Origin of the sequence: Sediminicoccus rosea (assembly GCF_033547095.1) — a bacterium.
Classification (GTDB): Bacteria; Pseudomonadota; Alphaproteobacteria; order Acetobacterales; family Acetobacteraceae; genus Roseococcus; species Roseococcus rosea.
On record NZ_CP137852.1, the window covers coordinates 1948192 to 1971264 of the forward strand.

The 23073-nt window shown below is 69.6% G+C and carries 19 protein-coding genes; 10 read left to right on the top strand and 9 right to left on the bottom strand.

The genetic code is table 11. The annotated features are described in order from the left end of the window. Positions 1 to 56 precede the first annotated feature (56 nt). A complete protein-coding gene (locus R9Z33_RS09390; RefSeq protein WP_318651029.1) occupies positions 57 to 1640 on the top strand; it encodes an ABC transporter substrate-binding protein in 1584 nt (527 codons plus the stop codon). Beyond that, positions 1640 to 3112, top strand: a complete 1473-nt coding sequence (locus R9Z33_RS09395; protein WP_318651030.1) for an amidohydrolase family protein — start codon at positions 1640 to 1642, stop codon at positions 3110 to 3112. The genes R9Z33_RS09390 and R9Z33_RS09395 overlap by 1 nt, the downstream gene beginning before the upstream one ends. On the opposite strand, the gene R9Z33_RS09400 is transcribed toward R9Z33_RS09395, so the two are convergent. The 4 genes from R9Z33_RS09400 to R9Z33_RS09415 form a co-directional block, all read right to left on the bottom strand. Next, positions 3109 to 3501 carry a hypothetical protein gene (locus R9Z33_RS09400; protein WP_318651031.1) on the bottom strand — a complete coding sequence of 131 codons (393 nt, stop codon included), beginning with the start codon at positions 3499 to 3501 and terminating at the stop codon, positions 3109 to 3111. The two genes, R9Z33_RS09395 and R9Z33_RS09400, sit on opposite strands and share 4 nt — an antisense overlap. Further along, positions 3498 to 5123, bottom strand: coding sequence for an ABC-F family ATP-binding cassette domain-containing protein (locus R9Z33_RS09405; RefSeq protein ID WP_318651032.1), 1626 nt, complete (start codon positions 5121 to 5123; stop codon positions 3498 to 3500). The genes R9Z33_RS09400 and R9Z33_RS09405 overlap by 4 nt, the downstream gene beginning before the upstream one ends. 72 nt (positions 5124 to 5195) lie before the next feature. Next, positions 5196 to 6230 carry an MBL fold metallo-hydrolase gene (locus R9Z33_RS09410; RefSeq protein ID WP_318651033.1) on the bottom strand — a complete coding sequence of 345 codons (1035 nt, stop codon included), beginning with the start codon at positions 6228 to 6230 and terminating at the stop codon, positions 5196 to 5198. A gap of 60 nt (positions 6231 to 6290) precedes the next feature. After that, positions 6291 to 8429, bottom strand: coding sequence for a malate synthase G (locus R9Z33_RS09415; protein WP_318651034.1), 2139 nt, complete (start codon positions 8427 to 8429; stop codon positions 6291 to 6293). A gap of 132 nt (positions 8430 to 8561) precedes the next feature. On the opposite strand from R9Z33_RS09415, the gene R9Z33_RS09420 reads away from it, so the two are divergent. Beyond that, positions 8562 to 10124, top strand: a complete 1563-nt coding sequence (locus R9Z33_RS09420) for a gamma-glutamyltransferase (RefSeq protein ID WP_318651035.1) — start codon at positions 8562 to 8564, stop codon at positions 10122 to 10124. Between the two features lie 7 nt (positions 10125 to 10131). Further along, positions 10132 to 10770, top strand: a complete 639-nt coding sequence (locus R9Z33_RS09425) for a GOLPH3/VPS74 family protein (protein WP_318651036.1) — start codon at positions 10132 to 10134, stop codon at positions 10768 to 10770. A gap of 10 nt (positions 10771 to 10780) precedes the next feature. Here R9Z33_RS09425 and R9Z33_RS09430 read toward each other — a convergent pair whose 3' ends face one another. After that, entirely contained in the window at positions 10781 to 11554 is a 774-nt protein-coding gene (locus R9Z33_RS09430) for a hypothetical protein (protein ID WP_318651037.1), read from the bottom strand. Positions 11555 to 12016: 462 nt separating this feature from the next. Between R9Z33_RS09430 and R9Z33_RS09435 the strand changes: the two genes are divergently transcribed. From R9Z33_RS09435 to R9Z33_RS09445, 3 genes are all read left to right on the top strand, one after another. Next, a complete protein-coding gene (locus tag R9Z33_RS09435) occupies positions 12017 to 12826 on the top strand; it encodes a hypothetical protein (RefSeq protein ID WP_318651038.1) in 810 nt (269 codons plus the stop codon). Positions 12827 to 12930: 104 nt separating this feature from the next. Further along, positions 12931 to 14352 (top strand): DUF1254 domain-containing protein, encoded by a 1422-nt coding sequence (locus R9Z33_RS09440; RefSeq protein WP_318651039.1) that lies wholly within the window; start codon positions 12931 to 12933, stop codon positions 14350 to 14352. A gap of 112 nt (positions 14353 to 14464) precedes the next feature. After that, a complete protein-coding gene (locus R9Z33_RS09445; RefSeq protein ID WP_318651040.1) occupies positions 14465 to 15451 on the top strand; it encodes a Bug family tripartite tricarboxylate transporter substrate binding protein in 987 nt (328 codons plus the stop codon). A gap of 86 nt (positions 15452 to 15537) precedes the next feature. Here R9Z33_RS09445 and rutA read toward each other — a convergent pair whose 3' ends face one another. After that, positions 15538 to 16620: a pyrimidine utilization protein A gene (gene rutA, locus R9Z33_RS09450; RefSeq protein ID WP_318651041.1), complete on the bottom strand. Its 1083-nt coding sequence runs from the start codon at positions 16618 to 16620 to the stop codon at positions 15538 to 15540. 137 nt (positions 16621 to 16757) lie between these two features. Here rutA and R9Z33_RS09455 point away from each other — a divergent pair, with 137 nt between their 5' ends. The 3 genes from R9Z33_RS09455 to R9Z33_RS09465 are packed head-to-tail and all read left to right on the top strand — an operon-like array spanning position 16758 to position 19573. After that, positions 16758 to 17414, top strand: a complete 657-nt coding sequence (locus tag R9Z33_RS09455) for a GOLPH3/VPS74 family protein (RefSeq protein ID WP_318651042.1) — start codon at positions 16758 to 16760, stop codon at positions 17412 to 17414. A gap of 49 nt (positions 17415 to 17463) precedes the next feature. After that, positions 17464 to 18624 carry a uroporphyrinogen decarboxylase/cobalamine-independent methonine synthase family protein gene (locus R9Z33_RS09460; protein WP_318651043.1) on the top strand — a complete coding sequence of 387 codons (1161 nt, stop codon included), beginning with the start codon at positions 17464 to 17466 and terminating at the stop codon, positions 18622 to 18624. 40 nt (positions 18625 to 18664) lie between these two features. Next, positions 18665 to 19573: a Bug family tripartite tricarboxylate transporter substrate binding protein gene (locus tag R9Z33_RS09465; protein ID WP_318651044.1), complete on the top strand. Its 909-nt coding sequence runs from the start codon at positions 18665 to 18667 to the stop codon at positions 19571 to 19573. A 74-nt stretch (positions 19574 to 19647) separates the two neighbouring features. On the opposite strand, the gene R9Z33_RS09470 is transcribed toward R9Z33_RS09465, so the two are convergent. From R9Z33_RS09470 to R9Z33_RS09480, 3 genes are read right to left on the bottom strand one after another with little or no spacing between them, the layout of a single operon-like run. Beyond that, the gene (locus R9Z33_RS09470; protein WP_318651045.1) at positions 19648 to 21384 is read right to left on the bottom strand and encodes a hypothetical protein; all 1737 of its coding nucleotides are present in this window, start codon (positions 21382 to 21384) and stop codon (positions 19648 to 19650) included. Continuing rightward, positions 21381 to 21788: a GtrA family protein gene (locus tag R9Z33_RS09475; RefSeq protein ID WP_318651046.1), complete on the bottom strand. Its 408-nt coding sequence runs from the start codon at positions 21786 to 21788 to the stop codon at positions 21381 to 21383. Before R9Z33_RS09475 ends, R9Z33_RS09470 begins: the two co-directional genes overlap by 4 nt. After that, positions 21779 to 23071 carry an NAD(P)/FAD-dependent oxidoreductase gene (locus R9Z33_RS09480; RefSeq protein ID WP_318651047.1) on the bottom strand — a complete coding sequence of 431 codons (1293 nt, stop codon included), beginning with the start codon at positions 23069 to 23071 and terminating at the stop codon, positions 21779 to 21781. The genes R9Z33_RS09475 and R9Z33_RS09480 overlap by 10 nt, the downstream gene beginning before the upstream one ends. Positions 23072 to 23073 lie beyond the last annotated feature (2 nt).

A 23073-nucleotide genomic window follows, 5' to 3' on the forward strand; every position in this document is an offset into this window, starting at 1 on the left:
TGCCGGGCTCCCGGGAATTCACGCTGCGGTGCCGAAGCTGGAAAGGGTTCTGCCGCATGGCCATCCGCCGCCGCCATCTGCCGCTCGTCGCCGCCCCCGCGCTCCTCTCGCTCGAAACGCGCCAGGCCATGGCGCAGGACCCGCGGCGGGTGATCCGCTCCGTCCCGATCGGCGATCTGCGCGCGCTGGACCCGATCTGGACCACCACCTACCTCACGCGGAACCACGGCTATCTGGTGTGGGACACGCTCTTCGCGATGGACGCGCAGAACCGCCCGCAACCGCAGATGGTGGACGAGTTCGGCGTGTCAGGTGACCGGCGGGAATGGACCTTCCGCCTGCGCGAGGGGCTGCGCTGGCATGATGGTGCCCCGGTGCGCGCGGCGGATTGCGTGGCCTCGATCCGCCGCTGGGGGGCCAGGGACGGCATGGGCCGCGCCCTGATGCGCGTGACCGAGAGCCTGGAGGCGCGGGATGATCGCGTCTTCGTGCTCAAGCTCTCGCGCCCCGTGGGCTTCGTGCTGGAGGCGCTGGGCAAGATCGACAGCAACGTGCCCTTCATGATGCCCGAGCGCCTGGCCCGCACCGACCCCAACACCGCCATCACGGAGGTGGTGGGCTCCGGGCCCTTCCGCTTCATCCGCGAGCAATGGAACCCGGGGGCGCGCGTGGTCTATGAGCGCTTCCGCGAATATGTGCCGCGCGCGGAGCCGCCGAGCCAGGCGGCGGGCGGCAAGGTCGCGAAGATCGACCGCATCGAGAGCCTCTACACGCCCGATGTCGCGACGGCCGCCAATGGCCTGACGACGGGTGAATTCGACCTGCTGGAGAGCCCCGCGCCGGACCTGGTGCCGCGCCTCTCCCGCACGCGCGATGTGGTCGTGGCGCCCAATGACCCGCTGGGCTACCAGTTCTTCATGGCGCTGAACCACCTGCACCCGCCCTTCAACAATGTGGCGGCGCGTCGGGCGCTGATGGCGGTGATCCGCCAGCCGGACTTCCTCATGGCCAGCATCGGGCGGGACATTCCGTCGCGCGAATGCGGGGCCAATTTCGGCTGCGCGCCGGGCGCCGATGCGGGCTTCGAGGCGCTGGGCTGGCCGCGCATGACCGATGCCGAGGCGGCCGCCGCCTTCCGCGCGGCGGGCTATGACGGCCGCCCCATCGTCGTGATGAACCCGGCCGACAATGCGACACTCGCGCCGCTCGCGTTGATGACGGCCGAGGCGTTGCGGCGGCTCGGCGCCAATGCCGATGTGATCGCGAGCGACTGGAGCGGCGTGGTGCAGCGCCGTGCCTCCCGCAATCCGCCGGCCCAGGGCGGCTGGAACATCTTCTGCACCAACGCCACCATCACGGGCATCCAGAACCCGCTGCTCAACGTCTTCGTCGGCCATTGCGAGGGCGGCTGGTTCGGCTGGCCCTGCGATGCGCGCGTGCAGGCGCTGAACGACGCCTGGACCTTCGAGGCCGACCCGGCCCGGCAGCGCGAGATCCTGACCCAGCTCGAGAAGCTGCATGTGGAGACGGTGACGAACATCCCGCTCGGCCAGTATCGCGGCGTGATCGCGCATCGCCGCAACATCCGGGGCATGCTGCCTGGCCCGGCGCTCTTCTACTGGAACCTGGAGAAGGTCTGATGCCGCAACCCATCCTCCTGCGCGGCGTCGCCTGGGCGGCGCTGTGGGACGCGGCGCAGCAGCGCCAGACCTACGGCCGCGACCTCGATATCCTGATCGAGGGCGGCAAGATCGCCAGCGTCGCGCCGCATGCGGGCGATGCGCCGCCGCCCGAAGGCGCGGAGGTGGTGGATGCGCGCCACATGCTCGTCATGCCGGGCCTCATGAACATCCACACCCACCCGACGACCGAGCCCGCCTATCGCGGCGTGCGCGACGACCACGGCGTGCCCGAGCAGTTCATGAGCGGCCTGTTCGAGCGTTCGCAAAGCATGCGGCTCGACCAGGCGGGGCAAGCGGCGGCGATGCGCCTCGCCTATGCCGAGATGCTGGCGGCCGGTGTGACCAGCGTGGTGGATCTCTCCCGCCCGTTTCCCGAATGGCTCGGCATCATGGCCGAGAGCGGCATGCGCGTCTGGGCGGGGCCTGGCTACGCCGCCGCGCGCTGGGGGATGGAGGCGCCGCAGACCGTCACCTGGCTGTGGAACCGCGAGGATGCCGTGCGGCAATTCGCCGCCGCCAAGGCGGTGATGAAGGAGGCCGAGGCGCATGCCTGCGGCCGGCTCACGGGCATCGTCTTCCCCGCGCAGATCGATACCGTGGAGGAGGAGATGCTGCGCGAGAGCATCGCCTATGCCGCGGAGACCGGCCGGCCCTTCACCACCCATATCTCCCAGGCGGTGGTGGAGATCCATGAGATGATCCGCCGCCATGGCGAGACGCCGATCCAATGGGCGTCGCGCATCGGGCTGCTGACCCCGCGCAGCATCCTGGGGCACGCCATCTTCGTGGACGAGCATTCCTCCATCCGCTGGCACACCCGCACCGATATCGGGCTGATCGCCGACAGCGGGGCGAGTGTGGCGCATTGCCCTTCGCCCTTCGCGCGCTATGGCGAGCACCTGCAGGATTTCGGGAAATATCGGGCGCGCGGCATCAACATGGGCTTCGGCACGGATTGCGCGCCGCACAACCTGATCGAGGAGATGCGCCTCGCCGTCATCCTCGCGCGCAACGCCGACCGGAACCTGCATGCGGCGGATGCGGGCAGCGTCTTTCACGCGGCCACGGTGGGTGGTGCGGATGCGGTGGGAAGGCCCGATCTGGGGCGCCTGACGCCTGGGGCGACGGCGGATGTGACGCTGGTGGATCTCGGCCACCCGCTCATGCAGCCGCCGCGCGACCCGGTGCGGAGCCTCGTCTTCCACGCGGCCGACCGTGCGGTGCGGCGCGTGATCGTGGGCGGCGAGACGGTCTGGGCGGATGGCAAGCCGACGCGGCTGAACGTGGCGGAGGCGGCGGGAATCCTGGCCGAATCCCAGGCGCGGATGCTGCGCGACGCGGCCAGGCATGATTACGCCGGCCGCGATGGCGACGTGATCGCGCCGCTCAGCCTCTCGATGTGGCACGGCCGGAATGCGGCGGTGAACTAGGCCTTCACCGGGTAGTCGGCCAGCTCGGGGCGCATCGCCTCCAGCACCCAGTCCACGAAGGCCTCGGGCAGGTCGAGGTAGAATTCGCGGTCGGAATAGGCGCCGACCGTGGCGGCGAGGCCGCGCGCCTCCGCCCAGGCGGCCAGCGTCTTCAGCGCCGCTTCCGGCGTATCGCTGAGGAAGGAGACCTGGGAGCGCAGCTTGTCGGCGTCGCGGTGCGCCGTCTCGCTGCGGCTGAACTGGAGGTCGATATTGCTGCCGGGCTGGCGCAGCCAGATGGAGCGCTCCGTCCGGCGCAGGACGACAAAGCCGAGCTGCCCGACGAAGAGCTCGACCACCGTCTCGAAATGCGCCGCGTCCAGGCGATGCGCGGTGTGGTTGAACCTCATGCCGCCCTGAGCCCCGGCGCCTCATGGCCGCTGCGCGCCACATATTCCGTGTAGCCACCGCCATATTGATGGATGCCCTCGGGCGTCAGCTCCAGCACGCGGTTGGAGAGGGCGGCCAGGAAGTGGCGGTCATGCGAGACGAAGAGCATGGTGCCTTCGTACTGCGCGAGTGCGGCGATCAGCATCTCCTTGGTGGCGATGTCGAGGTGGTTGGTCGGCTCGTCCAGCACCAGGAAATTGGGCGGATCATAGAGCATGCGTGCCATCACCAGGCGCGCCTTCTCGCCGCCCGAGAGCACGCGGCAGCGCTTGTCGATGTCGTCACCCGAGAAGCCGAAGCCGCCGGCCAGGGCGCGCAGCGAGGCCTGGGGCGCGCGCGGGAATTCAGCCTCAAGCGCCTCCAGCACCGTCTGCTCGCCGTCGAGCAGCTCCATCGCGTGCTGCGCGAAATAGGCGAGCTTCACGCTGCCGCCCAGCGCCACGCTGCCCGCATCCGGCTCCGTGGCACCCGTGACGAGCTTCAGCAATGTGGACTTGCCCGCGCCGTTCACCCCCAGCACCGCGCAGCGCTCCCGCCGGCGGATCAAGAGGTCCAGCCCCTCATAGATCACCCGGCTGCCGTAGCGCTTGTGGACGCCGCGCAGGTTCACGACGTCCTCGCCCGAGCGCGGCGCCGGCTGGAACTCGAAGGACATGGCCTGGCGGCGCTTCGGCGGATCCACGCGCTCGATCTTGTCGAGCTTCTTCACGCGGCTCTGCACCTGGGCCGCGTGGGAGGCGCGGGCCTTGAAGCGTTCGATGAACTTGATCTCCTTGGCCAGCATCGCCTGCTGGCGCTCGAACTGCGCCTGCTGCTGCTTCTCGGCCATGGCGCGCTGCTGCTCGTAGAACTCGTAGTCGCCCGAGTAGCTGGTGAGCGCGCCGCCATCGATCTCGATGACCTTGTTGATGATGCGGTTCATGAACTCGCGGTCGTGCGAGGTCATCAGCAGGGCACCGTCATAGCCCTGGAGGAACTGCTCCAGCCAGATCAGGCTCTCGAGGTCGAGGTGGTTGGAGGGCTCGTCCAGCAGCATCACGTCGGGGCGCATCAGCAGGATGCGGGCGAGTGCCACGCGCATCTTCCAGCCGCCGGAGAGCTTGCCGACATCGCCATCCATCATCTCCTGGCTGAAGGAGAGGCCGGCGAGGACTTCGCGGGCCTTCCCCTCCAGGGCGTAGCCGCCCAGCTCCTCGAAGCGGGCCTGCACCTCGCCGAAGCGCTCCAGGATCTCGTCCAGCCGGTCCGCCTGCTCGGGGTCGGCCAGCGCCGCTTCCAGCCCGGCCAGCTCGGCCGCGACGGCGCTGACATCGCCCGCGCCGTCCATCACCTCGGCCACCGCGCTGCGGCCCGACATCTCGCCCACATCCTGGCTGAAGAACCCGATGGTGACGCCGCGATCCACCAGCACCAGGCCCTCATCGGGCGGTTCCTCGCCGGTGATCATGCGGAAGAGCGTGGACTTGCCCGCGCCATTGGGGCCCACCAGGCCGATCTTCTCGCCGCGCTGCAGGCTGGCCGAGGCCTCGATGTAGAGAAGCTGCTTGCCGTTCTGCTTGCTGATGTTGTCGAGGCGGATCATGAGGGGGCCTGGGCTGGTTGCGGCGGGCTTATGCCACGCCGCGCCGCCCATGGCACCCGATGAACGCGCAGATCAGGCCAGCCGGCCGCCCGCCTTCTTCCAGGCCGCCATGCCGCCCTCGATATGGCTGGCCTGCCCGAGGCCCGCATCCTGCGCCGCCTGCACCGCCATGGCCGAGCGTTCGCCATAGGCGCAGAAGAAGACAAGCTGCTTGCCGGTGGCGGTTGCCAGCTCATGCAGCACGCCGCCCGCGCCGATATTCTCCGCCAGGTCAGGGTAGGGGGCATGCAGGGCGCCCGGGATGCAGCCATGCCGCTCCCGCTCGGATTTCTCCCGAAGATCGATCAGCACGGCGCCCGGCTGGCCCACCAGGGCCTGCGCGGCCTCGGCCGTGACCGCCCAGCCGCGGCGGGCCACCTCCTCCTGGTGCAGGCCCTGGCGCAGATTGGCGGGCACCGCCACGTCCATCATCTTGGGGTTGGGCAGGTTCAGGCCCGCCATCAGCGCCGCATATTCCTCGACCGACCGGACCTGGAGGCGCGGATTGTGGCGCCGCTCCTCGCCGATCGTGCTCACCGTGTCGCCCTTGTAGTCATGCGCGGGGAAGACCAGCGTCTCCTCCGGCAGCTTCAGCAGGCGGTTGAAGATGCTGTCATATTGCTGGCGCGCATCGCCATTCTGGAAATCGGTGCGGCCGGTGCCGCGGATCAGCAGCGTGTCGCCGGTGAAGACGCGGTCGGGCAGGGTGAAGCTGTAGGAATCATCGGTGTGGCCGGGCGTGTAGATGACGCCGAGGCTGATCCCTTCGATCGAGAGCCGGTCCCCGTCCGAGACGCGCATGGACACCACGTCCACGCCGGACTGCTCGCCCATGACGGTGATGCATTTCGTGTGGTCGCGCAGCGCGCCGAGGCCGGTGATGTGGTCGGCATGGACATGCGTGTCCACCGCCTTGACCAGCTTGAGGTCCAGTTCCTCGATGAGCTTGAGGTAGCGCTCCACGCGCTCCAGCACGGGGTCGATGATCAGCGCCTCGCCCCCCGGCCGACTGGCCAGCAGGTAGGTGTAGGTGCTGGAGGTGCTGTCGAAGAGCTGCCGGAAAATCATGAAAGCCTCCCCGTTTCCGGGGAGGCTAACAAGAAAGGCCCGTCGCCGGGAAGGAAGCCGTCAGGCGGCCTTGGCCATCCGGCGATACTGGGTCAGCAGGAACTCGGTGTAGCCATTGGGCTGCGCCGCCCCTTCCAGCACCAGGGCGCAGGCGGCCTTGAAGGCCACGCCGTCGAAATTGGGCGCCATCGGCGTATAGGCGGCGTCGCCCGCATTCTGCTTGTCCACGATGGCGGCCATGCGCTTCATGGTCTCCATCACCTGCGCCTCGGTCACGATGCCGTGGCGCAGCCAATTGGCGATGTGCTGGGCGGAGATGCGCAGCGTCGCGCGATCCTCCATCAGGCCGACATCATGGATGTCCGGCACCTTGGAGCAGCCGACACCCTGGTCGATCCAGCGCACGACGTAGCCGAGGATGCCCTGCGCGTTGTTGTCCAGCTCGGCCTGCAGGTCGCTCGCCGGCCAGTTGGTGTTGCTGGCGACGGGGATGTCCAGCAGCTCCGAGAGCTTGCCGCGGCGGCCGCCGGCGGCGATCTCGGCCTGGCGGGCGGCGACGTCCACCTGGTGGTAATGCAGCGCATGCAGCGTGGCGGCGGTGGGCGAGGGGACCCAGGCGGTGTTGGCCCCCGCCTTGGGGTGGCCCACCTTCTGCTCCAGCATCGCGGCCATGGCATCGGGCATGGCCCACATGCCCTTGCCGATCTGCGCGCGGCCGCGCAGCCCGCAGAGCAGGCCGATATCCACGTTCCACTCCTCATAGGCCTTGATCCAGGCCGTGCCGCGCATGTCGTTCTTGCGGATCATGGCGCCGGCTTCCATCGAGGTGTGGATCTCGTCGCCCGTGCGGTCCAGGAAGCCCGTGTTGATGAAGGCCACGCGGTCCGCCGCCTCCTTGATGCAGGCCTTGAGGTTCACCGTCGTGCGGCGCTCCTCGTCCATGATGCCCATCTTCAGCGTGGCATGCGGCAGGCCCAGGATCTTCTCGACGCGGCCGAAGAGCTCGACCGCCCAGGCCACTTCCTCCGGGCCGTGCATCTTGGGCTTCACGATGTAGACGCTGCCGGTGCGGCTGTTCAGGCGCTTGCCCTTGATGTCATGCAGCGCGATGGCGGAGGTGATCAGCGCGTCCAGGATGGTCTCCGGCACCTCGGCGCCGTTCCAGGTCACGCAATCGGTCATCATGTGGTGGCCGACATTGCGCACCAGCATGACCGAGCGGCCGGGCAGGGTGACGGTGCCGCCGGCCACCGCCGTATAGGTGCGGTCCTCGTTCAGGCGGCGGGTGATGGTGCGGCCACCCTTCTCGAGATCGGCCGAGAGCTGGCCCGTCATCAGGCCGAGCCAGTTGCGGTAGACATCCACCTTGTCGGCGGCATCCACGGCGGCGACGCTGTCCTCGCAATCCTGGATGGTCGAGAGCGCCGCTTCGAGCACGAGGTCGGCGACGCCGGCCGGATCGGCCTTGCCCACCTCGGTCGTGCGGTCGATGCGAAGTTCCAGGTGCAGGCCGTTATGCGCGAAGAGCAGCGCGGTGGGGGAGTTGGCCTCGCCCGTATAGCCCACGAGCTGCGCGGGGTTGCGCAGCGGAACGGCACCGCCGCCCTGCAGCGTGACGGAGAGGGCGCCGTCCTTCACCTGGTACTTCAGCGCCTCGGAGTGGCCGGCGCCCATCAGCGGCACGGCCTGGTCCAGCACCTTGCGGGCGAAGGCCACGACCTTGGCGCCGCGCGTGGGGTTGTAGCCGCGGCCGCGCTCGGCGCCATCGGCCTCGGGGATCGCATCCGTGCCGTAGAGCGCGTCATAGAGGCTGCCCCAGCGGGCATTGGCGGCGTTCAGCGCGTAGCGGGCGTTGTTCACGGGCACGACGAGCTGCGGGCCGGCCACGGCGCCGATCTCGGGGTCCACATTCTGGGTGGTGACGGCGAAATCCGCGGGCTCGGGCAGCAGGTAGCCGATTTCGCGCAGGAAGGCTTCGTAGGCGGTGGCATCGATCGGCTTCTGCGCGTGATCGCGGTGCCAGGCGTCAATCTTCGCCTGCAGCGCGTCGCGCTTGGCGAGCAGGGCGGCGTTGCGGGGCGCAAGATCGGCCAGAAGGCCGGAAAGGCCGGTCCAGAACGCCTCGGGGGCGACGCCGGTCCCGGGCAGCACCTCGGTCTCGATGAAGGTTTTCAGGACGGGCGCGACATGAAGGCTCATCACCAAACTCCGAAGTGAACAGTCGCGCGCGGTTTACGCCAGATATGGTGCAATGCGGAAGGGGTAGGGCCCGTCTTGCGGCGCGGCCCGGCGCATTGGAGCATGCGGAGAGGAAACCCGCAGGAATAGCCCATGTCCCTCCCTCCGCATGTCTCCCAGCATTGGATCGTCCGCAAGCCCGCCGCGCGGGGCGAGGGCGGCATGGTCGCCAGCCAATCGCGCGATGCGGCCGAGGCGGGGGCGGAGATCCTGCGCGCGGGCGGCACGGCGGCGGATGCGGCGGTCGGCGCCGCCTTCGCGCTGGCGACGGTGGAACCCTGGAACAGCGGCCTGGGCGGCATCGGCTTCACCCAGGTGATGAAGCCCGGCGGCCCGGCCGAGACTTTTGATTTCGGCCCTGTCGCGCCGCGTGGCCTCGACCCCTCGGCCTATCCGCTGACGGGCAGGCTCAAGAACGACCTTTTCGCCTGGCCCGAGGTGGTGGGCGATGTGAACATCCATGGGCCGAAATCGGCGCTGATCCCCTCGGCCGTGGCGGGCTATGCCGAGCTGCACAAGCGGCACGGCCGCATGCCGATCAAGGATGTGATGGCGCCGGCGGTGGCGCTGGCCAGGCGGGGGCTGAGCCAGGACTGGTTCACCACGCTGAAGGTGGCCAACAGCGCCGCGGTGCTGCGGATGTATGAGGAAAGTGCCCGCATCTACCTGCCGGGCGGCCTGCCGCCCGTGCCGCCCTACCAGGGCACGCCCGGCTTCTTCCAGCAGGGGCGCCTCGCCGACACGCTGGAGCGGCTGCAGCATGCGGGCCTGCAGGATTTCTACACAGGCGACGTCGCCGCCTCGATCGCGGCCGACATGAAGGCCATGGGCGGCTTCGTCACCGCCGAGGACCTCGCTGCCTGCGCCGCCGTGGTGCGCCCCGCGCTGGAGCGCAAGTTCCGCGGCCGCACCTGGATGCTGGCCAATGGGCTGACGGCCGCCCCCACCCTCTCGCGCCTCATGGAGCTGATGGAAGGCGCGCCCTATGCGGCGATCCCCGATGCCGGCTGGTATGCGCATCTCGCCCGCTCGCTGCGCGCCGCCTACGCCGAGCGCCTTGCGGGCCTCGGCGATGCCGAGCCGAAGGGCGCGGACAGCTGCACCACGCATCTGACCGTCGCCGACAAGGACGGCATGATGATCGCGATGACGACCACGCTGTTGTCATCCATGGGATCACGGATGGTCCTCCCGGGCTCGGGCGTGCTGATGAACAACGGCGTCATGTGGTTCGACCCGACGCCGGGCAGCGCCAATGCCATCGCGCCCGGCAAGCGCCCGCTCTGCAACATGTGCCCGGTGATCGCGCTGGACGCGAAGGGCATGCCGGAATTCGCCGGCGGCGCCTCGGGCGGGCGGCGCATCATGGCGGCCGTCTTCCAGGTGTTCTCCTACGCGCTCGACTTCGCGATGGAGGCCGAGGCCGCCTCGCACCACCCGCGCCTCGATGTCAGCGGGCCCGAGGGCGTCACCGCCGATCGCCGCCTGGGCGAGGCGGTGATCGCGGCGCTGGCCGCCGATTCCCCGGTCGAGGTGGTGGAGCATGCGGTGATGCCGGTGAACTTCGCCTGCCCCAACATGATCCAGCAGAAGGCGGGCATGCGCGTCGGCGTCACCGACACCATGTCCCCCTGGTCGGCCGCCGTCGCGGAGTGAGCCGCGCATGACCGGGCTTTCCCTGCCGGAGGAGATCGTCCTCCTCACCCTCGATGACGCGACGGGGCGTGCCATCGGCCGCCAGGGCATCGCCGCCTCCATCGCGCTGGCCGGCGCGGTGATGATGGAGCTGGCCCTGGCCGGCCGGGTGGACACGGACCGGCACCGGCTGGAGGTGCTGGACGACAGCCCGACCGGCGACCCCGTGCTGGATACGGGCCTGCCCCTGCTGCGGGAGGCGTCGGATTCCCGCGGCGCCCTCATGCTGCTGGCGCGCGAGGAGACCGGCCTGCGCCCGCTCGTCCTCTCCGCGCTCCTGGCGCGCGGGCTGCTCCATCGCGTGGATGGGCGCGTCCTGCTGGTCTTCCCTGAGCGGCGCTACCTCAAGCCCGAGGACCGGCCGGAGCCGCGCGAGGTGCGCGCGCGCCTGCTCCGCAGCATCGAGACCGACGACATTCCCGAACCGCGCGAGGCGCTGCTGTTGGGCCTCGCCCGGGCCACCGCGCTGCTGCCCCTGCTGCTGCCGCCCGAGCTTCTGGCGGCGCGGCAGGAGCGGATCATGCTGCTGAACCGGATCGAGGCGCTGAACCGCTCGGTGTCGGAGACGGTGGGGGATCTCTACCTCTACCGGCTCCGCTCGGTCTGACGCGGGCGCCTCACGGCTGGAAGTTGCAGGCGCCTTCCTTGCAGGCGTCGTAGGTGTTCTGCTGCTCGTCCTGCATGATCCAGTTGTAGCCGCGCGGCGTCGGGATCGTCAGGTCGCGGTCCAGCACCTGGACTCGGAAGCGCCACCCTGGCGGCGGGCGCAGGCTCCGCGCGAGGCTCGGCAACGTCGCGTAGGTCAGGCTCGGATTCACGATCTGGCCGAAGGCCTGCATCACCCAGGGCGTGCCCTCGGGGTCATCCAGGATGAAGGCCGGCTGCCCCGCCCGGAACGTCATGGAGGAGCGGCGATGCGACTGCGGCGGGCTGTAGGGCGCCATGTGCGCGGAGGCCAGCGAGACGCCGGCCGGCAGGCGGCCTTCGCCCATCCAGCGGGTGTCCAGCCCGTCGAAGTTCACGACCGGGCCGACCGGCAGCGTGATGGTGTCCATCGTCCAGCCGCGCGGCCCGTTGCGATAGGCGGCCAGCACATCGAACTGCGCCTGGAGCGAGGGGACGGTCACGCGGTCCCACAGCGCCGCCGGGCAGGTGTTCCGGGGGGCGGCCGCGTTGTTCAGCGCGGAGGTGTTGTAATAGACGCCGGCGATCTGGTTTTCCGGCGTGTGGCGGAAGAGCCAGATCTCGCAATAGATGACGCCACGCAGGCCGTTATAGGTCATGTCCGCCGGCTGGGCGGGGATGGGCACCGGGCGGGTGGCTGGCGTCTCGCGCGCGGCGGCGGCGGCGGTCAGCATGGCGTCCACGCAGCCGGCCGAGATGTGAGACATGTTCTCGCGCATGCAGTTCCGGATGCGGCCTTCGCCAGGGAGGGTTCTCCCGCAAAGCCGCACAACATCCCAGGAGCAGCTGTGCAGGACGCGAAGCTCCTGCCCGACGCTTTGTGCGGTCGCGGGCAGGGCGAGGAGAGCGCCCAGGGCCGCACCAACCAATCCAGGGCCAATCCTCATGAAGTCTCTCCATCCCTGCGGTGTTGTCTGTGCCGTTTCGCACCGTGCCTGCTTCCGCGACACGGCCTAGGGGGGAGAGAACACTATCCCGAACGGGTAATTTTGTGCGCGGATGCTTCCAGATAGCGCTTTCGCGCCGGCAAACTGGATAGAAGATTGGCCATGTAGACTTCCCGATCGGTCCGATTTGGCATCGGTCCAGCGACGAATATGACCCAATCCTTAACTTGATCTCGTAACCAGGGGCTGATCCACTGCCCTTCGGTTTGGAGAGCGCCGACCATGAAGTCACGGTCGAATATTTCGCAGGCGTTTTTCGGTGCTGCCGCGCTGGTCGCCGCGGGGGCTTTTGCCCCCTCGTCGGAAGCCATTGCGCAGACTGCGGCGGCACCTCCGCCATCAGTCGCCCTGACCGGGCCTTGCGAGGTCCGGTCCCTGAACTGGCGGGGCAGGGCCTTCTACGAAGTCCTGTTCATGAACCGCGCGCCCGGCGGACCGGCCGGGATCGGCAATTATTTCAACTCGATCGGGACCCCGCTCGAAGCGCCCGCCGAGGTGACGGATGCGCGCTTCCGGGCGCTGAACGCCGACGCGCTGCGGCGTGAATTCGGCGGCGATGCGGTCTTCTTCAACGGGCCGCGGCGCTTCGTGGCGAACGGAGTCACCGGCATCGCCTACAACAACTGTGCGCGGCGGGAGATGGGCGGGATCCACTTCTATGTCTACGGCACCTTCGAAGTTCCCAATCTCGAGGCGATGATGACGACGGCGATTCCGGCCTATCATCCGCTGGTTTCCAGGCGCACCAACAGCTTCATCTTCAACGCCGGCGAGCAGGTCCACGAGTTGGTCACGCCCGCGGGTGAAGTTTACACGCTGTTCAGCCTCTCGCTGAAGGTGGATCCCAACAATTCCATCGAGCGTCTGGCAACCCTGGGAGAGCGCCTGACCTTGCCCCCGGGATGGCGGTACCGGACCCGGACGCTGGACAAGCAGCTGATCCTGTCGTCGACCTATGATGCGAACCCGCCCAACACCATCGTGCTCGACCAGTTCGAGGGCAACTACCAGCACAACCCCGGCCAGCGGTAGCGACCTGTCCGGCGCGCGGCGACGCCTGATCGCCGCGCGCCGTCACCGCCGCCCTGCCGCCGCGGCAAGGTTACCCTGGCACACAGCTTTCGGAGGCAGCTTCCATGACGACCCGCAGGACCATCCTCGGCGGTGCGGCCGCCGCCGGCGCCCTCGCCCTGTCCCGGCCGTTGATCGCGCAACCCTCTCGCCCCGGCTTGGTCGGCACCTTCGAGGCCGCCGAAGCCGCCTTCATCTTCGGCCTGCCGATCGTGACGAATTACGCGGTCATGTACCAATTCGCGATCGACCGGAACAGCGGCCAGTTCAAGGCGCCGTTCAACACCATGTGGAACGATGCGCAGGTCTTCACCTGGCGCGACACCGCGATCCCGACACCCAACAGCGACACCCCCTATTCCATGTCCTGGCTCGACCTGCGGGCGGAGCCGGTGGTGATCTCGGTGCCCGACGTGCCGGCGGGGCGCTATTTCTCGGTACAGGTCTGCGACGGCAACACCTACAATGTCGGGTATATCGGCAGCCGCGCGACCGGCCAGGGAGCGGGCTCATGGATGGTCGTGGCGCCGGGCTGGCAGGGTGCAACGCCGCCTGGGATCAAGGGCGTGATCCGCTCCACCACGCAATTCGCGCTGACCATCTTCCGCACGCAGCTCATGGGGCCGGACGACATGCCGAATGTCGTCGCCGTGCAGCACGGCTATCGGTCCGAGCCGCTCTCCACCTTCCTGCGCCAGCCCGCCCCGCCGCCGGCAGTCGAGATCCGCTGGCCGCGGATCAACAACGACCTCGCGAAGCACCATTTCTTCGACTACCTGGCCTTCGCGCTCCAGTTCAACGCGCCACAGGCGAATGAAGCGGCGATCCGCGCGCAGATGGCGAGCATTGGCCTGGATGGCCGCGGCGCCGCCCTGCCGCATTCCTTCCTGGACCGGCTCGAACTGCTGGCCGCCGCCTTCTCGGGCGAGCGCAAGGTGGAAGCCGCGGTTGCGGCCGCCGGTGTGAAGATGAATGGCTGGAACGTCACGCCGATCCCGGGGAGCCCCGAGGCCTACAACGGCGACTGGATGACGCGCGCCGTCGTCAGCAAGGCCGGCATCTACGGCAACAGCACGGAGGAGGCGACCTACCCATTCACCCGCACCACCGCGACGGGCGAGACGCTGGATGGCAGCAAGGGGCGCTACACCCTGACCTTCGGGCCGGGCCAGCTGCCGCCGGTGAGCGCCTTCTGGTCGGTCACCATGTATCACAGCGGCAACCAGCTGCTCGTGCAGAATCCGATTGACCGCTACCTGATCAATTCGCCCATGCTCGCCGGCATGCGGCGCAATCCTGACGGCGGCGTCACGCTGCATATCCAGAAGGATGACCCGGGCGAGGCGCTGCGCGCGAACTGGCTGCCGGCGCCCGATGGGCCCATCTACATGGTCATGCGCCTCTACTGGCCGAGGACCGAGGCACCCTCCCTGCTGCCGATCGGCAGGGGAGCCTGGCAGCCGCCGGGGATCGTGAAGATCGGCTGACGGCCCGGCGCGGCATGCCGCTTGCGTAACACTTCTCCGGAACCGCTCGCCACCGCCTGATTGCATGGTCTTTGTGCAATCTCGCGGCGGGAGCCTGACGGAGAGATTACACATGATGCATCGCCGCCACCTCCTGGGCGCCACGGCTGGTCTGCTGGCCGCCCCCGCCATCGCCAGCGCCCAGTCCGGCGCCTGGCCGACCCGCGCGCCGGTCCGCCTGGTCGCCCAGTTCCCCCCGGGTGGCCTGGTGGACACCATCACCCGCCTGGTCGCCCCGCCGCTCTCGGCCGCGCTCGGCCAGAATGTGGTGGTGGAGAACCGCGCGGGCGCGGGCGGCGTGATCGGCACCGACTATGTCGCGAAGCAGCCGGCCGATGGCTACACCTTCCTCATGACGCACGCCTCGGTGATGGTCTATTCCGCCGCCACCCTGCCGCGCCTGCCCTTCGACCCGATCAATGACTTCACCCATCTCGCCCATCTGGTCGAGGCGCCGAGCGTCCTGCTGGTCCGCGGCGACAGCCCGCTGCGCACCATGCAGGACTACCTCCAGGCGGCCCGCACGCGGCCGACGCGCTACGGCTCCTCGGGCATCGGCTCGGCGCCGCACATGCTGGGCGCCATGCTGGCCGGCCAGGCGAACCTCACGCAGCTCGACCACGCGCCCTATGCCGGCTCCGCGCCGGCCATGCGCGACCTGCTGGGCGGCCACATCGAGAGCCTGATCGACCCGATCACGACCAATGTCGAGGCGATGCAGAACGGCACGCTGCGCGCGCTGGCGATCTCGACCCCCACGCGCCTCGCGGCCTTCCCGAACGTGCCGACCTTCGTGGAGCTGGGCTTCCCCTCCCTGGTGCAGACCCAGTGGGTCGGCATCTCGGGCCCGAAGAACCTGCCCGCGCCGATCGCCGAGCGGATCATCCGCGAGATGCCGGGCATCATGCGGACGCCCGCCATCGTCACCCGCACGACCGAGCTGCAGACCATGCCGCGCGCGACGCTGCCGACCGGCGCGGATTTCGTGAACATCATCACGACCGAGCTGGCCGCGGCGCGCCAGGTGGCGCAGCGCTACAACATCCAGGCCGCGGCCTGAAGCGAAACGGGGCGGGGTGCTTCGGCGCCCCGCCCCATCGCGTCACTTCCAGGGGGCGGCCCGCCGACGGGCCGCCCTTTCTTCGTTCAGGCGGCCAGCGGGAGCCGGTCCTGGCGGCACTTCATCAGCGGCTGGATCTTCTGGCCGAAGTCATCCATGCCTTTGATGAAGTCGTCGAAGCACAGCATGATGCCGGCGACGCCCGGCATCGCCGCCACCTCGTCCAGCATGCGCGCGCAGGAGGCGTGGCTGCCCACGATGGTGCCCATGTTGAAGTTGATGGGCGAGGGGTTGCGCTGCACCACCGCCGCCATCGAGGTGTCCTGCGTGTTCACGTCCTGTGCGGCATGGCCCAGCAGATGCGCCAGCGCCGCGCGGTCGGCGCCACGCTCATAGCTGTCCCACTTGGCCATGGCGGCCGCGTCCGTCTCGTCCGAGATCACCATGAAGAGCATGTAGGCGCCGACATCGCGGCCCGTCTTCTTCGCATGCTCCAGCACGCGGGCCGGGACGGAGGCCGACTTGGTCGGCTCGTTCACGCCCTCGCCCAGGCAGAAATTGTAGTCGCAATAGGTGGCGCCGAACTCCATCCCGCGGTCCGACTGGCCGGCGCTGACGATCTTGATCGGCTGGCTGGGCGGCGGGCTCAGCTTGCACTTGTCCATCTGGAAATACTGGCCCTTGAAGTCGCTCTCGCCCGTCTCCCACAGCTCCTTCAGGATCTGCACATATTCGGTGCTGTAGTCGTAGCGCTTGCCGAAATGCGCATCGCCCGGCCACAGCCCCATCTGGCTGTATTCCACCTTGTGCCAGCCCGAGACGATGTTGATCCCGAAGCGGCCGCCCGAGATGCTGTCGATCGTCGTCGTCATGCGGGCCACGATGGCCGGCGGGATGGTGAGCACGGCGGTCGAGGCGAAGAGCTTGATCTTGCTGGTCACGGCGGCGAGGCCCGCCATCAGCGTGAAGCTTTCCAGGCCATGGTCCCAGAACTCCGTCTTGCCGCCGAAGCCATGCAGCTTGATCATCGAGAGCGCGAAGTCGAGGCCGTAGCCCTCGGCCTTCTGCACCACCGTCTTGTTGAGCTCGAAGCTTGGCATGTATTGCGGCGCGTTTTCCGAAATCAGCCAGCCATTGTTGTTGATGGGGATGAAGACGCCGATATCCATGGGATGTGCCTTTCGGGATCCGAGGGGCCGGAACGCCCGGCCCTGCCGCATTGCCAGCAATTCATGTGCCATGCGTCACCCTGGACAGACGCTGCCTCTGCGAACAACATCGCGGCAACCAGTCGGAGGCCCCGCCCATGAAGCTCACCATGCCCGAGGAGATCATCCTCCTTCTCCTCGACGACAAGACCGGCCGCCCGATCGGCCTGCCCGCGCCCGCCGGCGACTATGCGGTGGCCAGCGCCATCCTCATGCAGCTTTCGCTGAACGGCAGCATCGACACCGACCTCGAGAAGCTGATGGTCACCAGCACCAAGCCTTCGGGCGATCCGGTGCTGGACGAAGCGCTGACCATGATCGCGACCACGCCCGGCCAGCGCGACAGCCGCCACTGGATCGTCGAGATCGGTCGCAAGGCGGATCGTTTCCGCGGCCAACTGCTGGAGAACCTCGTCGCCAAGGGCGTGCTGCGCAAGGAGGAGGGCCGCTTCCTCTGGGTCTTCCCTGACCGCCGCTACCCCAAGGCCGCCGAGGGCGAACTGGACGTGATGGAGGTGCGCGCCCGCCTGCGCGCCGTGCTGCTGAGCAACGAGATCCCTGAGCCGCATGATTCGCTCATGATCGGCCTCGCGCGCTCCACCGGCATCATCCCCTTCATCCTCTCCGCCGCCGAGCAGGAGAAATTCGCCAAGCGCGTGGACCAGGTGGCCGACCTGGAGGAGCTGGGCCGCACCCTCTCCAGCGTCACGCGCGAGGTCTATGCGATGATGCTGGCCTTCGCCGGCTCGCACTGAGCGGCGTCTCGGGCGGGGGCCAACCCCGCCCGCATCAGGGGAGGGGACCATGCCGCCCACGGCGCGCCGAATCCGCACGACCCATACCGGCAGCCTGCCGCGCCCGCGCGCGCTGACCCGGCTGCATGCCCGCCGCGCCCGCGGCGAGGCGGTGGATGCGGCCGAACTCGCCGCGGCATCCGCGGCCGCCGTCGCCGCCATCGTGCCGAAGCAGCGCGCCGCGGGAATCGACATCCCCAATGACGGCGAGCAGGGGCGCGAATCCTTCGTCCTCTATCTCCGCGACCGCCTGACCGGCCTGGGCGGCAGCAGCAGCCGCGGCGGCTTCCAGGACATCGAGGCCTATCCCGAGTTCAAGGCGGAGATGCAGGCCGGCATGGCGGGCCGTGAGGCCGCCAGCGTCACCACCAACCTGCCGGCCGCGATCGGCCCCGTGGCCTATGTGGGGGAGGCGGCGATGGCCGCCGAATGCGCGCAGTTCCGCGCCGCGCTGGGCGATGCGGAGGGCTTCATGGCCGCGCCTTCGCCCGGCATCCTCGCCGCCATCGTGCAGAACCAGCACTACGCGACGGACGACGCCTACCTGGCGGCGCTCGCGAAGGCGCTCGGTGCCGAATACCGTGCCATCCTCGACGCCGGATTCACCCTGCAGATCGACTGCCCCGATCTCGCGCTGGAGCGCCACGGCGCCTGGCAGGACAGGCCGCTGGCGGAGTTTCTCGCTTTCTCCGAGCGCGTCGTCGCCGCCATCAACGGCGCCATCGAAGGGCTCCCGCGCGAGCGCATCCGGATGCATGTCTGCTGGGGCAACTACGAAGCGCCGCACGACAGCGACGTGCCCTTCGAGGACATCTGGCCCGTGATCCGCGAGGCGCGCGTGGGCGGCTTCGTGCTGCCCTTCGCCAATCCGCGCCACGCGCATGAGCACCGCGTCTTCCGCCGCCTGCCGCTGGCCGGGGACCAGGTGCTGGTGGCCGGCGTGATCGACACGCTGACCCATTTCGTCGAACACCCCGAGGTGGTGGCCGAGAGGCTGGAGCGGATTGCCGAGAGCATGGGCGACCCCGCGCGCCTGATGGCCGGCACGGATTGCGGCTTCGACACCTCGGCCGGGCGCGGGCGCGTCGCGGCGGATGTGGTCTGGGCGAAGCTCGCCAGCATGGCCGAAGGGGCGCGCATCGCCTCCGGCCGCCTTTTCGGCGCGGGGTGAGGCCATGTGCTGGATCTGCGCCGCCACCGGGAGGAACCACATGAAACGCCGCAACCTGCTGATCGCCTCTGGCGCCGGCCTCGCCGCGCCCGCCCTCGCGCAGCCCTCGGCCTGGCCGGGCGGTCGGCAGGTGCGGATCATCATCACCTATCCGCCCGGCGGCACCACGGATTTCGTGGCCCGCGTCGTGGCGCAGCGCCTGGGCGAGCAGACCGGCGCCAACTTCGTGGTGGAGAACAGAACGGGCGGCGGCGGCGTGGTGGGCTGGACGGCCGCGGTGCGCTCCCCCAATGACGGCACGGCCCTGCTGCTGACCGACAATTCGCTCGCCACCGCGCCGCCGCTGCACGCCAATCTCGGCTTCGACATCATGGCCGATTTCACGCCGGTCTCGCTGCTGGTGGACTATCCCACGGTCTTCGTCGTGCCGGGCAATTCGCCCGTGCGCAGCCTGCGTGATTTCGTGGAGGCGGCGCGCGGCCAGCCGGCCGATGCGAATTTCTACGGCTCCATGGGGGCGGGTTCCTCGCCGCATCTCTACACCGAGTACCTGCAGGACATCGCGGGCATCCGGCTGACGCATGTGCCCTATCGCGGCATGGGCCCCGCCTTCACGGACCTCCTGGCGGGGCGCATCGGCCTGCTGATCGCGGCCCCGCCCACCGTGCTGGGCGCGATCCGTGACGGTCGCGCGCGGGCGATCGCCATCGGCACGCAGGGCGGGCGCATCCCGGCGCTGCCCGATGTGCCGACGGCGCGCGAACTCGGCATCAACTTCACCTATTCCTTCTGGTACGGGCTGCTTGGCCCGCGCGGGATGGAGCCGGCGCTGGTCGCGCGCATCCAGGAGGAGATCGGCAAGGTGCTCGCCACGCCCGAGCTGCGCGAGCGCTTCGTGCAGCAGGGGGGAACGCCCGTGGGGGCGACGGCGCCGCGCTGCGCGCCGTGATGGAGAGCGACCTCACGCGCTGGAGCGAGGTGGTGCGCGCCAAGGGCATCACGCTGCAGAACTGAGGCGGCGCGTCACTCCGTCAGCGTGATGGCGCCAGGCAGGGGGCAGGCCGCCCCGGGCTCGGCCAGGCCATAGGCGCGCAGCGTCGTGCCCGGGCCCGCAGCGGCCCGGCCGACCCAGCCGACGCGGGTGTCGGGCACGGAGCGGCCGGTGCCGGCCGGCACATCGGGCCGGCGCAGGGGGCCGCGGGCATAGCCCACGATCACGCCCGCCTGGTTCACCAGCAGAAGCTGGTTGACGCGGTGGCGCTCCTGCCGGTCCCAGGCCCAGCCGGTGACGGCGGCGAATTGCGCGGGCGCGCTGCCCAGCAGGCGGGCGCCGTCGAGCGAGCCCCGGCAGCGGCCTTCCGGCAGCACGCGCAACGTGCCCTCCAGCGGCCGGCCCATCCATCCGGCATGAGGCGGCGCGAAGATCGAGAGGCGGTTCGCGCGCAGGTCCCGGACGCGGGATTCCACCACCTCCGGCAGGGGGAAGACGTCGCGAAAGGCGGCCTCGTCCCGCACGCCCGCGATCAGCGCCGCCTCGGCCGGATAGCGGGAGGCGACGAAATGCTCGAGCACGGCGACCGAGCGCGGCTGCTGCTGCACCAGGGCCAGCACCACGAGCACCACGAGGCCGGAGGCGCCCAGGGCGCGTAGCCGGCCGCCGCGCTGGGCGAGCAGATGGAGCCAGAGCAGCATCATGCACCAGAAGAGCAGCGCCGGCGTCCCGTAGCGCGGGCTGGTCGCCTGGATCCAGCCGAAGCTGTGCCGCCCCGCCGCGGTGACCAGGGCCGAGGCGACGATGAAGGCGATGCCCGCCAGCAGCGCGAATTCGACCGGGCGAAGCGAGCGGCGCCTCACCAGCGCGCGGAGCCCGAGCCCGGCCGCGAGGGCCAGCCCGGCCGCGCCGATCACCACGCAGGCAAGCCAGCCGGTGCCATCGGCCGCGACCGGCAGGCGCAGGATCTCGACGATGGGCCGGGCGAAGAAGACGGCGACATAGGCGCCCACGCTCGCCGGCATCCGCAGCGCATCGAGCGGCGAACTGTGGTGGTCCGGCGAGACATGGCCCGCCATGAAGGCGCCGACGACGAGGAGGCTCGCCGCCGCATAGGCCAGCACCTGCCGCCAAGGCCGGCCGGCCAGCAGCGCGATGGTGGCGGCGATGGGCAGCACGAGCACGCCATTGGCCATGTTCAGCATGGCGGCCGCGCCGAGCAGGCAGGCGCCGAGCGTGGCGAGGAGGCCGGTGCCGCCCAGGAACACCACCGCGAAGCAGGCCGTGGCCAGGGCATAGACGCCCACGAACTGCGTCTGGAAGCCCCAGGCGAGGTTCTCGTATTGCAGGGCCGAGAAGCAGGTGGCGAGTGCCACGCCGAGCGCGACCAGGTCCGGCCGGCGCCATTCCCCATTGCCGGCGGTCAGCATCCAGCCGAGCAGCAGCCCATGCGCGAGCTGGATCAGCAGGATGGTCACGAAATTCACCGCATTGCTGCCGCCCAAGGCGAGGTCGAGCATGAAGCCCAGCTTCGGCAGCAGGATCAGGTGCTCATTGTGCCGGCCGAGCAGGATGCCCGAGATCTCGGCCACGCTCGCGTAGTCGAGCTGATCCATGAAGGGCATCGCGGTGTGCGTCAGCCACAGCGAGCGCAGCAGCTGCGCGATGACCAGGAGCGCGCCGGCCAGCGCCACCGCCGAGAGGGCCAGCGCCGGCAGCGTCCAGCCGTCGCGCAGCAGGCGGGGGTCGAGCCAGCGGCGCGGGTTCATCCGTCATTCCTCCGGCGGAAGGTGAAGGCCTTGTGCATCGCGTAGCTGGTCAGCACGGTGCTGGCGACGCCCACCATGTGCGCCAGCGTCTCGGCCTGCCAGGTCCAGCCCAGGGCCGGCAGCAGCCAGCGGGCGAGCAGCATGGAGATGGCCCAGACCTGCGCCGCGGCCACCGCATTGACCAGGATGAAGCGCCCGGCCTCGTCCCGTGTGCTGCGGCCTGACCGCTCGAAGACGAAGCGGCGCATCAGCAGGTAGGCGGTGAGCATGCCCACGCCATAGGCCAGGATGATCGCGGGCGAATAGGGCATCACCTGGCTGAAGACGATGCGCGAGAGGAAATTGGCCGCCGCCGCCGCGCCGCCCGATAGCACGAAGCGCAGCAGCTCCGGCGTCAGCTGCATGCGTGCTCGGCCATCTCGCGGCCCAGGCGCACGCTTTCCGCGATGCCGCGATCCTCGGGGTAGTAGTAGCAGGTGTCGGCGATCTGCAGGCCGGTGATGGGCGTCTGCACCGGCGGCAGCCGGTCGAGGAAATTGGGCCCGCAGACCGGCTGGGCATGGCGCAGCCGGCCGACGCGCGCCTCCACCAGGTCGGCCCGCGTCACGGCCGGGTTCACCCGCGCGATGCAGGCGAGCGATTCCGTGATCAGCTCCTCATCGCTCCAGGACCAGCGCGGCTGCGTCACCGGCATGTAGTAGGGGACATAGACGATGGCGTCCTCGCCGGCGGCGGGGCGGAGGTTGCTGAACTCGATGATGCCGGGGATGGGGATCTCCTCATCCACGATGTTCACCCAGAAATGCGGCGTGACACTGCGCTTGAGGCGCAGCAGCACGCAGCAGACGCCGATGTTCTCGATCGCCGCGTATTGCGCGCTGAGCGCGGCCGGGAGGTCGGGCACCAGGCGGGGGATGAGGGGCGTGGGCACGGTGGAGATCACGTGGTCCGCCGCCACCTCGCGGCCCGCCGCGGTCCGCACCCCGGTCACGTGGCCGGCTTCGGTCAGCACCTGGGCGGCAGGTTCGCCCAGCGCCACGCGGCCGCCCTTGGCCGTGATGTCCTGCACCAGCGCATCCACCAGCGTCTGCGAGCCGCCTTCGATATAGCCCAGCTCCTCCTGGAAGATGGAGCGGCGCGAGCGGCCGATGCGCCGCACGCGGGTCGCGATCCAGGAGGCGGAGACATGGTCGGCATGCTCGTAGAACTTGAGCCCCATGAGGCGCTTCCAGAGCGTGTCATAGACCTCCCGGCCGGAGCCCGCCTCGATCCATTGCCGCGCGGTCAGCCGCTCGATGGCGGCGAAGTCGTTCTGGCGCGTGGTCAGGAACATCTGCAGGCCGGTGCGGAACTTCGCCGTCCAGGAGAGGTGCGGGAAGCGCAGCAGCGAGACCGGGTCGCCCCAGCGATGCAGCCCGCCGCGCATGAAATAGGCCATGGAGGTCGGCACCCAGCGCATCGCGTCGGGCAGGCCCAGCTCGCGCAGCAGGGCGAAGGTCGGCGCGTCGGACTTGCAGACGAAGTGGTAGAAGCGCTCGATCGAGACGCCGCCCAGGTCGAGATGCGCGGCCATGCCGCCGGGCTCGCGGTCGGCTTCGATCAGCTCGACCTCGGCGCCCAGGGTGACGGCGCGCTGCGCGGCGGCAAGGCCCATGGCGCCGGCGCCGAGGATGACGATGCGGGGCATGC

Bases quoted from the DNA above. Each gene is read 5' to 3' on its own strand.
- R9Z33_RS09395 (WP_318651030.1), top strand. From the start codon at position 1,640: ATGCCGCAACCCATCCTCCTGCGCGGCGTCGCCTGGGCGGCGCTGTGG.
- R9Z33_RS09460 (WP_318651043.1), top strand. From the start codon at position 17,464: ATGCCGCCCACGGCGCGCCGAATCCGCACGACCCATACCGGCAGCCTG.
- R9Z33_RS09480 (WP_318651047.1), bottom strand. From the start codon at position 23,071: ATGCCCCGCATCGTCATCCTCGGCGCCGGCGCCATGGGCCTTGCCGCC.
- R9Z33_RS09445 (WP_318651040.1), top strand. From the start codon at position 14,465: ATGATGCATCGCCGCCACCTCCTGGGCGCCACGGCTGGTCTGCTGGCC.
- R9Z33_RS09465 (WP_318651044.1), top strand. From the start codon at position 18,665: ATGAAACGCCGCAACCTGCTGATCGCCTCTGGCGCCGGCCTCGCCGCG.
- rutA (WP_318651041.1), bottom strand. From the start codon at position 16,620: ATGGATATCGGCGTCTTCATCCCCATCAACAACAATGGCTGGCTGATT.
- R9Z33_RS09415 (WP_318651034.1), bottom strand. From the start codon at position 8,429: ATGAGCCTTCATGTCGCGCCCGTCCTGAAAACCTTCATCGAGACCGAG.
- R9Z33_RS09440 (WP_318651039.1), top strand. From the start codon at position 12,931: ATGACGACCCGCAGGACCATCCTCGGCGGTGCGGCCGCCGCCGGCGCC.
- R9Z33_RS09430 (WP_318651037.1), bottom strand. From the start codon at position 11,554: ATGTCTCACATCTCGGCCGGCTGCGTGGACGCCATGCTGACCGCCGCC.
- R9Z33_RS09475 (WP_318651046.1), bottom strand. From the start codon at position 21,788: ATGCAGCTGACGCCGGAGCTGCTGCGCTTCGTGCTATCGGGCGGCGCG.
- R9Z33_RS09405 (WP_318651032.1), bottom strand. From the start codon at position 5,123: ATGATCCGCCTCGACAACATCAGCAAGCAGAACGGCAAGCAGCTTCTC.
- R9Z33_RS09455 (WP_318651042.1), top strand. From the start codon at position 16,758: ATGAAGCTCACCATGCCCGAGGAGATCATCCTCCTTCTCCTCGACGAC.
- R9Z33_RS09425 (WP_318651036.1), top strand. From the start codon at position 10,132: ATGACCGGGCTTTCCCTGCCGGAGGAGATCGTCCTCCTCACCCTCGAT.
- R9Z33_RS09400 (WP_318651031.1), bottom strand. From the start codon at position 3,501: ATGAGGTTCAACCACACCGCGCATCGCCTGGACGCGGCGCATTTCGAG.
- R9Z33_RS09390 (WP_318651029.1), top strand. From the start codon at position 57: ATGGCCATCCGCCGCCGCCATCTGCCGCTCGTCGCCGCCCCCGCGCTC.
- R9Z33_RS09420 (WP_318651035.1), top strand. From the start codon at position 8,562: ATGTCCCTCCCTCCGCATGTCTCCCAGCATTGGATCGTCCGCAAGCCC.
- R9Z33_RS09470 (WP_318651045.1), bottom strand. From the start codon at position 21,384: ATGAACCCGCGCCGCTGGCTCGACCCCCGCCTGCTGCGCGACGGCTGG.
- R9Z33_RS09410 (WP_318651033.1), bottom strand. From the start codon at position 6,230: ATGATTTTCCGGCAGCTCTTCGACAGCACCTCCAGCACCTACACCTAC.
- R9Z33_RS09435 (WP_318651038.1), top strand. From the start codon at position 12,017: ATGAAGTCACGGTCGAATATTTCGCAGGCGTTTTTCGGTGCTGCCGCG.